Genomic DNA, 14143 nt, shown 5'->3' with positions numbered 1-14143 from the left:
ATTTGAATAATAAGAAAAGCCCCGTTTACTTGATGTAGACGGGGCTTTCCTTATTCTATTTTTATTATGCTGAAGCAAGCGCCGGCGGTTAGTTACCGGCATTTGCTTTTAGTTGCTCATTCATGGCAGCAGCAGCCTTGCGGCCGTCTCCCATAGCGAGAATGACCGTTGCTCCACCGCGCACGATGTCACCGCCTGCATAAATCATGGGAATGGAAGATTCCATATTGTCATTAACGGCAATCGTTCCTTTGCGTCCTAATTCCAGTCCTTTGATAGAACTCGGAACAATCGGGTTGGGAGATACACCTACACTGACGATGGCCAGATCGATGTCTATTGTTTCTGTTGCTCCGGGAACGGGTACAGGACTGCGACGTCCGGAAGCATCCGGTTCACCTAATTCCATCTTTTGCAGGACTACCTGTTTAACGCATCCTTGTTCGTCGGCTATGTATTCGATGGGATTATGGAGTGTCAGGAATTCTACTCCCTCTTCTTTGGCATGTTTTACCTCCTCGATACGTGCGGGCATCTCTTCTTCCGAACGGCGGTAGATAATCATGGCACGTTCGGCACCCAGACGCTTGGCGGTACGAACAGAATCCATAGCTGTGTTTCCTCCACCGATAACCGCTACATTCTTGCCGAAAGCTACCGGAGTGTCGGATTCTTCACTGGCTGCGTCCATCAGATTGACACGGGTGAGATATTCGTTGGAAGACATGATGTTGATCGAGTTCTCTCCGGGAATATTCATAAAGTTCGGCAGTCCTGCACCGGAAGCGACAAATATGCCTTTGAAACCTTCTGCCTTCAAATCCTCCACGCTGATTGTTTTTCCTACGATGCAGTCTTTGATAAAGTTAACCCCCATCTTCACAAGGTTGTCTATTTCTACATCTACAATCTTGTTGGGCAGACGGAATTCGGGAATACCGTATTTCAATACACCACCGATTTCATGTAATGCCTCAAATACAGTTACATCATAGCCAAACTTAGCCATATCACCGGCAAATGCCAGTCCGGCAGGTCCGGAACCAATTACTGCTATTTTGATACCGTTCTTATCAGCGATGACAGGTACTGAAATTTGTCCGCTTTCGCGTTCGTAATCAGCGGCAAAGCGTTCCAAATAACCGATAGCGACCGGCTTCTCATTCATTTTCAGATGAATACATTTTGATTCACACTGTTTCTCCTGAGGACAAACACGACCGCAAACAGCCGGAAGCGCACTTGTCTCTTTCAAAGTTTTGGCTGCTTCAAGGAACTCTCCGCGCTCGATATTTTTGATGAAACGAGGAATATCGATACCTACCGGACAGCCTTCGGTACATCCCGGATTAGCACAGTCAAGACAACGTTTGGCTTCTGTAACTGCCTGTTCTGCCGTCAAACCTTGATTTACCTCTTCTTTGCGGCTGTGTGAACGGTATTCCGGGTCAAGCTCATTCATCTCTACACGGGGAATCGCTGTACGTTCTTTGGGTTTCATTGATTTGCGCAACTCCTGTCTCCAGGCTGCATTGCGGCTGTTTTCGTCTATTTCTTTGGTGGCTTCGCATTCCGACTCCAGCTTGTGCATTTCTTCGCGTTCGATATTCTTGAATGCGCCCATACGTTTCAGCATTTCGTCAAAATTAACCTGGTGACCGTCAAATTCGGGACCGTCTACACAAACGAATTTCGTTTTTCCTCCTACGGTAATACGGCAAGCACCGCACATACCTGTTCCGTCCACCATGATAGTGTTTAGTGAAACATCGGTCGGAATCTCATATTTTTTGGTTAGCAAGCAAACGAATTTCATCATGATTGCAGGACCGATGGCGAAGCATTTATCCACTTTCTCGCGTTTGATAACTTCTTCCACACCTTCCGTCACCAGACCTTTGCGGCCGTATGAACCGTCGTCCGTCATGATGATTACTTCGTCGGAACTTTCACGCATTTCTTTCTCCAGGATGATAAGATCTTTGTTACGTCCCGCCAATACGGTAATCACACGATTTCCGGCAGCTTTCAAAGCCTGTACAATGGGGAGCATCGGAGCAACACCTACACCACCACCGGCACAAACTACTGTTCCGAACTTCTCAATGTGTGTAGCCTGTCCCAACGGACCTACTACATCCGTAATGTAATCACCCTCGTTCAGCTCGCAAAGACGGGTTGAAGAAAGCCCGACTTCCTGTACTACTAAGGTAATAGTGCCTTTCTTTACGTCAGAACCGGCTATAGTCAGAGGCATACGTTCTCCCTTTTCGCCTACACGTACGATGACGAAGTGTCCGGCCTTACGAGATTTAGCAATCAGAGGAGCTTCAATCTCAAATTTGAATACTTTCTCAGAAAAGCGTTCTTTGCTAATGATTTTGTTCATTATCTAATTATTTTGTTGGTTTTATTACGTAACTGCTATCAGAATGTTATAAATTTCGGCAAAGATACAGCTTATTTACGAAAAACAAAAAAGAAAAGCCACTCTTTTGATGAGTGGCTCTTTATATACTTGCTCTTTTATTAGTCTATCATGTCAAAGCCGCAATATGGAACCAGTGCTTTCGGGATTCTGATACCTTCCGGAGTCTGGTTGTTTTCGAGCAAAGCGGCAACGATACGGGGGAGTGCCAATGCCGAACCGTTCAATGTATGGCAAAGCTCGGTTTTCTTGTCCGCATTACGGTAGCGGCATTTCAGGCGGTTGGCCTGATAAGTATCGAAATTGGATACGGAACTTACTTCCAACCAGCGTTTCTGTGCTTCCGAATATACTTCAAAGTCGAAGCAGAGCGCAGCGGTGAAACTCATGTCGCCACCGCAAAGGCGAAGTATGCGGTACGGAAGTTCCAGTTTCTGCAACAGGCCTTCTACGTGGTCAAGCATTTCCTGATGAGACTGCTTAGAGTGTTCCGGCTTGTCGATACGGACTAATTCTACTTTGGAGAATTCGTGCAGGCGGTTCAGGCCACGCACATCTTTGCCGTATGAACCTGCTTCACGACGGAAACATTGAGTGTATGCGCAGTTCATAATCGGTAACTGTTTCTCTTCCAGAATTACGTCACGATAGATGTTTGTCACAGGGACTTCTGCTGTCGGGATCAGATATAAATCGTCTACTTCGCAGTGATACATCTGTCCTTCTTTGTCGGGAAGCTGTCCTGTGCCGTAACCGGAAGCAGCGTTGACAACTGTCGGCGGCATGATTTCGGTATATCCGGACTTGCGTGCTTCGTCCAAGAAGAAGTTGATAAGGGCACGTTGAAGTTGTGCGCCTTTACCTTTGTATACAGGGAAACCTGCACCTGTGATTTTTACACCCAGATCGAAATCAATCAGGTCGTATTTTTTAGCCAATTCCCAATGAGGAAGCGCATCTTTAGGAAGTTCTGTTTCCATGCCCCCCATCTTTTCTACGACATTGTCTTCTGCTCCTACACCTTCAGGTACACTGTCATAAGGAACATTGGGGATCGTGTAGAGCACGTTCTGCATTTCTGTTGCAGCTTGTGTCATGACAGCATCCAATTCTTTGTTACCTTCTTTCAGTTCGGCAACGCGGGCACGTGCAGATTCAGCCTCTTCTTTCTTGCCTTCTTTCATCAGTTGTCCGATAGTACGCGAAAGCGAGTTGACCTCTGCCAGGTTTTTATCTAATTGATTTTGTGTAGTACGTCTCTTGTCGTTTAAAGCAATCACTTGGTCGATTGTCTCTTTTGCATTTTTGAAATGCTTCTTTTCCAGTCCGCGGATAACCGCCTCTGTGTTTTCTGTAATTTGTTTAATGGTAAGCATATCTATACTTTTAATGAACTTTCGTTTAATGGATGCAAAGATAAAGAAAAAACAAAGAACCAAGCAATGAAAACTGACATAAAAAAGAAAGGAGATGCAATCACTTGGATTACATCTCCTTCTCTTGAATATTTTCTGTAATGCAATTACGCTTCAGTTGCAGGAACAACAGAAACATATCTTCTGTCTTCTTTGCCTACCTTGAAACTAACTGTACCATCTACCAAAGCGAAAAGAGTATGGTCTTTACCCATTCCGATGTTTTCACCCGGATGGAATTCAGTACCTCTTTGACGAACGATGATGTTGCCTGCTTTGCAAGCTTCGCCACCAAATATCTTAACGCCTAATCTCTTACTTGCTGATTCGCGGCCGTTCTTAGAACTACCGACACCTTTTTTATGTGCCATTTCTTCTTACTTTTTAAATTGATTAAGCTACTACTTCTGTGATTGTTAACTCAGTGAACTGTTGACGGTGACCGTTCAATTTTCTGTGACCTTTTCTTCTTTTCTTGTGGAAAACAAGTACTTTGTCACCTTTAACCAAGTTTGATACAACCTGGCAAACAACTTTAGCGCCTTCTACAATAGGAGCACCTACTGTTACGTTTCCGTCTTTGTCTACCAAAAGAACTTTTTCAAATTCTACTGTTGAACCGTTTTCTGCACCTTCGATGTGGTGAACGAACAACTTCTGACCAGCTTCTGCTTTAAACTGCTGACCGTTAATTTCTACAATTGCGTACATCTTATATATAATGTATAAGTTAGCTCCGGCGGGTGGTCTTTAATCACTTAGAGAACTCTTTGTCGAACCCGTTGCGGAATAATCGGGCACAAAAGTACTATTTTTATTCATACCCGGCAAATATTTCTTTTATTTTTTTGCTATCGGACTAACTCTTCAAGATTTCTCATGATGATTTTGTGTGGATAAGCTTGCAGTTCTTCTGCGGTAGTCATTCCGTTGAGTACTCCGGCAAAGTCCACTCCGGCGTTGCAGGCAGTCTCCGCATCAACGGTGCTGTCTCCGATGTACAAGGTCTCTTGAGGTGCACTACCCAAATGTTCCAAAGCAAATCGTACTCCTTCCGGTGAAGGTTTGGCGGCTTTCACATCTTCTCCGCCCACCACAATATCCAGAAAATCTTCGGGCATATACTTTTCCAAAAAGCTTACTATTCTAAAACGATATTTAGTAGAGATAATGCCGATACGGGCACCTTGTTTTTTCAGCGCTGTCAATGTTGATAATGTGTCGGGGAAAAGACAGGTATTCACGTTCATGTGTATATCTGCTTCCTGCCTGTATTCCTGTCGGAAGGCTGCAAGTTGTGCCGGGTCGGTCACTCCGGTCAGAATGCTGAAAGATTCTTCGAGTGTTTTACCGATAGTACGTTTGATAGCTTCATCAGTGACTGTCAAATATTGGTGACGGGTAAGTACGATTCTGAAGCATTTAACGATGCCGCGTGACGAATCGGCCAGGGTATAGTCGAAATCAAATAAATAGGTTTTATAATTCATAGGGAACTTTGGGGTTTGATTGTTAACGGATTCTGCCTCCGCTAATCCAATGTCTGTTATAGTAATCTTCACTTAGCCTGCTGACTATTACTCCTTTACTTGTGCTGGCATGAATGAACTTTCCATTCTTCAGGTAGATGCCGACATGGGCTACTTTTCTTTTAGAGCGGTTGCTGGTAAAAAAGAGCAAGTCTCCTTCTTTCAGGTTTCGTTTGGCTATCTTGTTGCTCCTGCTTTTCAGGGCCTCCGTGTTGCGTGGCACTTGAATGTGGTATACTTTACGATATATCTGATAAACCATGCCGGAACAGTCAGTACCTCTCTTTGAGTCTCCACCTCCACGATAGGGAGTTCCTATCCAATTGGCCGCTTCCAGATAGAGCTTGTGGTTATCTTCCATATTGATGTCCACCCCTAATAGGATAGAAGCCCGTGCCAATGCCTGATAATCCAGACGCGGAGCGGAGGTGCGGCAGGAACAGAGTATGGCGGTCAGCCCTACTAGAATAAGTATCAGTTTGAATTTTGCTTTCATCGTTTATTCTTAAATAGTAAATACCCTCATTCTTTCACATTAAAATAATCTTCCAGCTCTTTTTCGGCTGAATTGTCCTTGTTGGTTATATCGCGGATGATTACCCCATATTCCAGCAAAGCAATTCGAGGACATACATCTACCGTATGATTCAGGTTATGACTGGAGATTATGACTGTTGCCCGGTATTCTTCGTTATATTTTTTCAGCAGATGTCTGATGACAGACTGGGAACTGGGATCGAGGAAATTGAACGGTTCATCCAATATCAATAATTGCGGATGATGAAGCATGGCGGAGATGATACCGATTTTCTGTTTGTTGCCGGCGGAGTAATTACGGATCAGTTTCTTGTGTCCGATCACTTCTCCGTTCATGAAGCGTTCAAAAGTAACCAGGCGTTCGTCCACCTCCTCCTTTTTTAATCCGTACATCTTTCCGATGAAGTAGAAATATTCTTCAGGAGTAAGATAGTCAATCAAAAATCCGTCATCTATAAATGCGCCTGTAAAGCTTTTCCAGTCTTCGCTTTGGCTTACGTCAATGTCATTGATCACTACTTTCCCGTTGTCCGCTTTTAATAGGTCGAGCATTAATCGGAAAAGCGTTGTCTTTCCGGCACCGTTGTTTCCTACCAAGCCGAGCATATCACCTTGATTGATTTCATAGTGTTCTATATCTACCGCAACCTTTTCACCGAAATTCTTTCTAAGTCTGTCAATGGCAATCATGACTTTCTATGTTTATATGGGTTAATGATTCATGAACTTTTTATTGGCGGCTGTCTCTGAAACCTTCCATATTTTCGTATCTCCGCTCCATGAAGCGATGATATACATTCTTGATCCATAACGGAGAAGTCAGGACAAAACCAAGTCCGATTACCAACAGGATGGTGTAAGTAATCGTTTCACCTAAAAATGTATTTAATAGGCTGTATAAAATAAGAGGGACACCGAATGCCCCAAAGTTGACTAACATCTGTATCGCACTGTTGGTTTGGCGGCTTGTTACTTTTTCGTTGAGGGGGACTGTCTGCTTATTGTAAACAGCCAGTTGGAAAAAACAGAAATAAATAAAGCCGATGGTATAGAAAAACCAGGCGAAAGCACCTAACAGAGTCAGTTTGTGCATGATGATGGCGGGAATCATCAATAGGAAAGGAATGATTTCACCTATACTATAAATGTAGTATTTAGCTTTAAGCAAACTTCTGATTGATTCTTTGCGAGACATCAATCCGTCGATGTAATTACCCTCGAATGACATTATTTGTGATAAGATGATCATTCCGAAAGCGGCAAAATTGTAAACGCAGATAAAGGAGGTCATGACGTTACCGTCATAGACACTCGAAAAACTGAGCAGGGTGGAGAAGGTTATAACTACGATGGTGATACTGCGCAGTGAGCCCTTACAACGGCGGTTGCGTAGGAGCATTTTCAGTTCCAGTCTCATGTACTCGCCAACTTCTCCGTAACGTTCGAAGAATTTGTATTCGGAAACATGCTTGATCCGGGTATCATCTACTTTGGATAATTCTGCATAGATAAGTCCGGACATAATCTTGCGGTTGATCAGCCATAGAAGGATGATGACCAGTATCGTGCCGAGAAAATAGAGGATGTCCCCTTGAATATACCCGTCTCCCAGATCCATGAAAAAATAGAAGAGCGGACTGTCTTGGGGAATTAAAAGAAGGCAACCTGTTCCACCGTAAAAAACGATGGGTAACAGAATCCACCAAATACGTTCATTGATAAGTGTCCGGCAAAGCAAATACCAGTAATTGTTAGCGATAATCAGAAGTAAAATGCCTATGAGATAGGTAATGACTCCAATGGTACCAAAGAATTTGGTAATGGTGATGAAAGAAAAAGGGACAAATAGGAATAACCAGAACAGGTTGAACAGACTAAGTCCGGAACGGATAAGAAGAAAGTCGATGACGCGATTCCGTTTAACCGGCAGCAGGAGGTAGGGCTTTACCTCCTGTGTCGGTGTCTTTTGGAACGGAACACGCAACAGGAAATCGAGTGCCAGGATAAAAATCAAAACTACGCCGTTCATAACGTGATATGGTTCCCGATTGGGAACCATATCTGAAAAACCGAACGCGAACGTCGTACCGAAGAATATCAGGTAACCGGCCCAAAATGCGCCCATGACATAACCGAGTATTTTAGCTACTTTGTTCTTTTCATACATCGGATGCCGTTTGGCGGCGAGCCTTCCATGTTTGCGTAATTCGTTGAATATCATCATTCTGTTGATATGCTAGAGAATTTTATTTGGCTTCTTCCGGCATAGTCATTACAACTTGAATTTCGTTGTTCTGTTTCAGCAGCTTAGCGAGGAAGTCTTGTACTTCTTTTGCTGTAATGCTGTTGACTATCTTTTCGTAATCTTTTGTATTGTCGATACCTGTATAGAAGTATTCGTCCAGATTATTAAGCCAGTAGCCGTTTTCTTTCTGTGCATCTTTATATTTCTTCAACATATACTCTTTGATCTTCTGCATATGTTCGGCAGACGGACCTTCTTTTGCCATTTTGTTCAATTGTTCTACGACAACAGCAGACAATTTATCTTTCTTGGCAGGGTCTGTTTGGAATACAATCTGAAGAACAAGTTCTTCTTTCGGATATTTTCCGAGACTTCCATTACAGCTTACTCCATAAGTTCCACCCTCTTTTTCGCGGATCTCTGCTGTGTAAACCATATCTAAAGCCTGGTCAAGGAAGCTGAGCAGGATATTGTTGCGCAGATCGTATTTGCAAGTGCCGCTATAGAAGAACATGATGGTAGCCATCGGAGTTTCCTGTTTCTTGGCAAACTCATTCTTGTATTTTCCCTTGCGGATATACATCTTGTTATCTTTGAAAGTCTCTTTGCGGTTGATAGTCGGCAGGCTTCCCAGATACTTGGCAATCATTGGTTTTACTTTTTCCAAATCCACATTTCCTACCAGGTAGAAAGTAAAGTCACTGGCATCTTTGTAACGGTCTTTGTACATATCAATGATGCGGTCATAGTTGATTTTGTCTACCATGTTTTCTTTCATCTTGATAGCACGCGGATGATTGTTGTATAATGCGCTTGTAATCGTGTCGCTGAAAGCACTCATCGGATTGGCGTCCGCATTCTGAAGTTCAGCTTTCAGGCGGTTCTTATAAGATTCGAAAGCTTCATTATCCTTGCGTGGAGAAGTGAATGTCAGGTAAGTAAGCTGCATCATTGTTTCGAAATCTTTCGGAGAACAACTTCCTGAAATCGTTTCTGTCGTATTACCGATACCGGCTCCTACGGATGCGCGTTTACCGGCAAGAGCCTTGCCTAAATCTACTTTGCTGAAGTTTCCGATACCACCTACTAAAGCTACTCCGTTCAATTGGGCAATATCGATGATTTCATCGTTCGGGAATACACTGGTTCCACCGAGGCTTACACCTTTCATTACAATCTGATCGGCTTTGAAGTCAGTCGGTTTCACATATACGGTCACACCGTTGGAAAGTACTAACTTGGTAGACCCATAAATTTCTCCGGCTTTTTCGGATACGATTTTTCCACCTTTAAGATCTTCGGAGATTAACGGTTCATTAGAAACTTTGTCTTCATACGGCTTCAAATCGAATGACTTCATTTGTTTCAATAAAGCGGTGATTTCTTCTTTAGTAGGATATTTTACTCCTTCTTTTTCCGGACCGGCCAACAGAACCACTTGATTGTTGTCTGTGATAAGTTGTTGCATCATCTTATTGATGGCTTCTACCGGAATATTCGGAGCCATTTGCTTGGTGAGCATATACTCGAATTCAATTCCCGGAATCGGTTCCTTATCAAGGAAGTTGTTTACATATTCGTTAACGTATGAACCGCTTTTTGTCTTTTCACGTTCATTGTAAGCAGATTCTACGCCTTGCATATAATTGGCACGTGCGCGTTCGTATTCAGTAGCGGTGAATCCGAAACGGCGTGCGCGTTCAGCTTCTTCCAATACGGTTTTCATTGCCAGGTCGATACCGTCTACCTTGCTTCTCGCATCCAGACTGAATGCTTCTTTTGTTTTGGCAAGGAAAAATTCTCCATATCCTGCACTTGCGTTGGTGAAAGGAGGGTTGGCGGTCTGGCGAAGTTCATTCAAACGGTTGTTCAACATAGTCATAGCCATGCTGAGCATGTATTGGCTGGCGTAATAGTTAATTGTATTTTTTAAAGAATCCGGGGTAGCTTCATGTTTGAAGAAGATGTTTACAGAAGGATTCTTCACCTCTTTATCAGTTCCGATATAAATAAGCGGTTCCTGGTTGTCTGCTACCGGATAGTAGATACGTTCGGCAGGATTTACAGGAGCCTTCACATCTTCGAATACTTTTTTCAATTTGGCTTCCATCTCTTCTGCGTTGATATCACCGACAATGACGATTCCCTGTAGGTCCGGACGATACCATTTGGCATAATAATCGCGGATGGCCTGATAAGGGAAGTTATTGATTACGTCAATGCTTCCGATGGGCATACAGTCAGCATATTTGGAATCCGGATATAGCGTGGGCTGTGCATCTGTCATGATGCGGAGCATACCACTGTTACGGCTTCTCCATTCTTCACGGATCACACCACGCTCTTTGTCGATTTCCTTGTCGGCAAGGTTGATGGCATTTGACCAGTCATGAAGAATGAGCAGACAAGAGTCTACTACATTGGGGTTTTCTGTAGGAACGTTACTGATATTGTACACTGTCTGATCCACACTGGTATATGCGTTCAGGTTTGTTCCGAATTTGATACCTTTTGTTTCGCACCAAGGCACAATGCCCAATCCGGTTTCATCGCCGGGAAAATTTTTTGTTCCGTTGAATGCCATGTGTTCCAGGAAATGGGCTAAACCACGTTGTTGCGGCTCTTCAAGTATTGAACCCACTTTCTGTGCGATGTAAAACTCTACACGCTTTTCCGGAAGTGCGTTATGGCGAATGTAATAAGTCAGTCCGTTGTCTAACTTGCCAATACGGACATTTTTGTCCACAGGCAGTTGTTGCATCGGTTGTGCAAGTACGGACTGGAAATTGCAGCATATCAGAAGAACTGCAATAAATAATCCACGTAATAAATGTTTCATGTTCTATTTAATTTAAATAAATGTTTCTGAGTAATTTGTCGTAGTGTTTGACGTTAAATCACAAATTGACAGCAAAATAGTTATTTTGTAGCTTCTCTTATGCGGACCAGCTTGGTCAACAGACCTTCCAAAAGGTCTAGTCTGAGCATATTGGCACCATCACTCTTGGCTACGGCAGGATTCTCGTGTGTCTCGATAAATAGCCCGTCCGCTCCTACGGCTATACCTGCTTTGGCTACGGTTTCTATCAGTTGTGGCATACCACCGGTAACGCCACTGGTCTGGTTGGGTTGTTGCAAAGAGTGGGTGACATCCAGAATGACCGGATATCCGAATGACTGCATTTCAGGGATACCACGATAGTCTACTACTAAATCCTGGTAACCGAAAGTCGTACCGCGCTCGGTCAACATCACGTTTTTGTTGCCAGCTTCCACCACTTTGTCGGCGGCAAACTGCATAGCCAAAGGAGAAAGGAACTGCCCTTTTTTGATGTTAATTGTCTTTCCTGTTTTAGCTGCTGCGACCAATAAGTCTGTCTGACGGCAGAGAAAAGCCGGTATTTGGAGAATATCCACATATTCGGCTGCCATTTCGGCCTCATCTGCACTATGGATATCCGTTACGGTAGGAACCCCGAACGTGTCGCGTACCTTTTGTAGTATTTTTAGTGCCTTCTCGTCACCGATACCCATGAATGAGTCAAGCCGCGAACGGTTGGCTTTGCGGTAAGAGCCTTTGAATACGTATGGAATTTGCAATGTTTCGGTGATTTTTACTACTCGTTCGGCAATGCGCATTGCCATCTCTTCTCCTTCTATCACACACGGACCGGCCAATAGGAAAAAGTTACCGGCAGGATTGTTCTTAAGTTCTATCATTTTGTTATTTAATGAATTACAGGTTGTCAATCAATATTAGTTCGGAATAATAAGCGTTGTTCTTTCCGGAAGTACTCCCACCTCTAAAGGAAAGTGCTTGGGAAGCAGACGGCCATCTAAATCTACGGATGCGTTTTGTGCCCGAAGTACTTTTACCTTTTTGGTACGGTAGCTTTTCACTACCTTATGATTTAAGATTCTTCCTTGAATCAACATCCATAGTCCGGAAATAATCTGTAGAAATTCCGGACGATAGATTACGGAAACGTCCAACCATCCGTTGTAGGGTACGGCACTGGGCGTTTGTCCCCATCCCCAGGCACTACCCACACATACGGTCATGATGCGTCCGCGGATATGCTCGTCGTTGATGCGTAAATGCATTCTGTATAGTTTTCGTTCGAATATCAAAGAAAACAGGGCTGCAACGTATGACAGGAACTTTACTCCCCAGAAACGTTTGGTCTGGTCGGTGATCTTTACGATTCGTGCACCCAATCCGATATTGACGGCATTGAGGAAATAACGGCGATGGTGTTCTTTGCCGTCATAGAAGTTGCAGTAGCCTACGTCTATTTTCTTCAGCCGATGATTGATGATGCAATCCACTGCCGGTTTGTATTCAGTGCTGAGTCCCCAATATTTAGCGAAGTCGTTTCCGATTCCGTTCGGAATCAGGCCAAGTGCGATATTTTCTTTGTCTTCGGCGTCGGATAGCATAATACCGTTGATGGCGTCATTCAATGCTCCATCACCGCCTACAACGACAATAGTACGATAACCATTGTTGGCTAGAATCTTTGCGAGACGTTCTACTGAACCGAAACCTTCGGATTGTACATAGTCATAATCAACACCTTTGTTGTCCATGTACTCCTTGATCTCTTTCCAGCGCTTTTTTACCTTTCGGGTACCAGCTTTCGGGTTGTAAATCACACCCCATTTGTTCGGTTCTACACTCATATTCGTATTCCTATCCTACTGTATTAAAATCTCACTTTAATAACCGACAAAGATACTAAATCTCTTTCAGTTTTTCTTTTACAAAAGCTATCTTTTCTTCCATTGGAAGTGTCGCATTCACCCAATGAATGTTAAATCCTCTTCTTTCCATGCCTCTGAACCAAGTCATTTGCCGCTTGGCAAACTGGTGGATGGCTATTTCCAAACCGTTGAACATCTCTTCATAGCTCAACTTGCCTATGACGTACAATGTCAGGTATTTGTATTCCAAACCGTAATAGATCAAATCATCCGGTGAAATGCCTTGTTCAATCAAACGTCGTACTTCATCTACCATTCCTTCTTCCAACCGTTGTTTCAGTCGGCGGGTAATCTTCTCGCGACGTAGCTCCCGGTCGATATCTACTCCGATGATAAGGCTGTTCAATGCCGGAAACTCACGTTCGGGAACCGGATGGGTGGCGTAATATTCCTCGATTTCTATGGCGCGAATGGCACGCTTTACTGTATCCACATCGGTAGAGTTATGCAATGTTTTGTAGCGGCTTAATATTTCTGTCAGTTCCTCAAGGGAATGATTCGCCAAGCGGGTACGCAGTTCCGGATTTTCCGGTACGGGCATTAGTTTGTATCCTTTCAGTATGGATTCCAGATACATACCTGTTCCTCCACATAAAACGGGGAGGCGGCCTTTTTGTTTAATTGATTCGTAAGAAATCAGGAAATCGCGTTGATATTCAAATACATTGTATTTATATCCGGGCTCGGCAATATCAATCAGATGATAGGGAATCGTATGTCCGTTTATTGTATAGTCGGCAAGGTCTTTCCCTGTGCCAAGATCCATTCCTTTGTATATCTGGCGGGAGTCGGCACTGATAATTTCTGTGTTGAGTTCATAGGCCAAAGCAGCAGCAAAAGGAGTCTTGCCCGATGCGGTAGGTCCGAGTATGGTGATTAAATCATAGTCCGGCATAGCTTCATTCTTTATATATCCGCAAAATTACGAAATAAATTTAACCTATCCGGTATACAATTACTTTTTTATGAAGATTAGAGCTTGGGAAATTTGCAGAAAAGGGAGGAATACGTATTTTAGTTTAAAGCGAACTATATAGCGTTTGAACAGGAATTTAAATCTGATTATATGATAAAACTATACTTCTTGTCTTTTTTTATTTCTCTGCTACTATGTTTTTTATTCAGTTTTTATTGTCAATCTGTCAGGATAACAATTAATCCGCTGATTATCAGTGAAAATATAGCTGACAATAGAAACTGATAATAGGCTGACAATAGGAGATGA

At 43.3% G+C, this 14143-nt stretch carries 12 protein-coding genes; all 12 read right to left on the bottom strand.

From position 1 onward, the window contains the following. Positions 1-88: 88 nt before the first annotated feature. On the bottom strand, positions 89-2389 hold the full coding sequence (locus tag GD630_RS10685; protein ID WP_143865451.1) for a bifunctional dihydroorotate dehydrogenase B NAD binding subunit/NADPH-dependent glutamate synthase: 2301 nt from the start codon (positions 2387-2389) through the stop codon (positions 89-91). A 140-nt stretch (positions 2390-2529) separates the two neighbouring features. After that, entirely contained in the window at positions 2530-3804 is a 1275-nt protein-coding gene (gene serS, locus GD630_RS10680) for a serine--tRNA ligase (protein ID WP_007765118.1), read from the bottom strand. Between the two features lie 146 nt (positions 3805-3950). Further along, complete coding sequence (rpmA, locus tag GD630_RS10675; RefSeq protein ID WP_007757287.1) at positions 3951-4214, bottom strand: 50S ribosomal protein L27; 264 nt, start codon at positions 4212-4214, stop codon at positions 3951-3953. Between the two features lie 22 nt (positions 4215-4236). Further along, the gene (gene rplU, locus GD630_RS10670) at positions 4237-4554 is read right to left on the bottom strand and encodes a 50S ribosomal protein L21 (RefSeq protein WP_007765121.1); all 318 of its coding nucleotides are present in this window, start codon (positions 4552-4554) and stop codon (positions 4237-4239) included. 140 nt (positions 4555-4694) lie between these two features. Continuing rightward, positions 4695-5333, bottom strand: a complete 639-nt coding sequence (locus GD630_RS10665; protein WP_007757290.1) for an HAD-IA family hydrolase — start codon at positions 5331-5333, stop codon at positions 4695-4697. Between the two features lie 22 nt (positions 5334-5355). Then, positions 5356-5868 carry a C40 family peptidase gene (locus GD630_RS10660; RefSeq protein ID WP_143865449.1) on the bottom strand — a complete coding sequence of 171 codons (513 nt, stop codon included), beginning with the start codon at positions 5866-5868 and terminating at the stop codon, positions 5356-5358. A 26-nt stretch (positions 5869-5894) separates the two neighbouring features. After that, complete coding sequence (locus tag GD630_RS10655; protein WP_143865447.1) at positions 5895-6599, bottom strand: ABC transporter ATP-binding protein; 705 nt, start codon at positions 6597-6599, stop codon at positions 5895-5897. Between the two features lie 40 nt (positions 6600-6639). After that, positions 6640-8133 (bottom strand): DUF5687 family protein, encoded by a 1494-nt coding sequence (locus GD630_RS10650; RefSeq protein ID WP_182505753.1) that lies wholly within the window; start codon positions 8131-8133, stop codon positions 6640-6642. A 22-nt stretch (positions 8134-8155) separates the two neighbouring features. After that, positions 8156-10993, bottom strand: a complete 2838-nt coding sequence (locus tag GD630_RS10645; RefSeq protein WP_143865445.1) for a M16 family metallopeptidase — start codon at positions 10991-10993, stop codon at positions 8156-8158. An 80-nt stretch (positions 10994-11073) separates the two neighbouring features. Continuing rightward, a complete protein-coding gene (kdsA, locus tag GD630_RS10640; protein ID WP_143865443.1) occupies positions 11074-11874 on the bottom strand; it encodes a 3-deoxy-8-phosphooctulonate synthase in 801 nt (266 codons plus the stop codon). A gap of 36 nt (positions 11875-11910) precedes the next feature. After that, entirely contained in the window at positions 11911-12837 is a 927-nt protein-coding gene (locus GD630_RS10635; RefSeq protein ID WP_143865441.1) for a diacylglycerol/lipid kinase family protein, read from the bottom strand. A gap of 55 nt (positions 12838-12892) precedes the next feature. Next, positions 12893-13813: a tRNA (adenosine(37)-N6)-dimethylallyltransferase MiaA gene (gene miaA, locus GD630_RS10630; protein ID WP_007765136.1), complete on the bottom strand. Its 921-nt coding sequence runs from the start codon at positions 13811-13813 to the stop codon at positions 12893-12895. Positions 13814-14143: the final 330 nt, after the last annotated feature.

It is taken from the genome of Bacteroides zhangwenhongii (assembly GCF_009193325.2).
Classification (GTDB): domain Bacteria; phylum Bacteroidota; class Bacteroidia; order Bacteroidales; family Bacteroidaceae; genus Bacteroides; species Bacteroides zhangwenhongii.
Note: the sequence above shows the minus strand (reverse complement) of the source record. Positions and strands in the feature narration are given on the sequence as shown.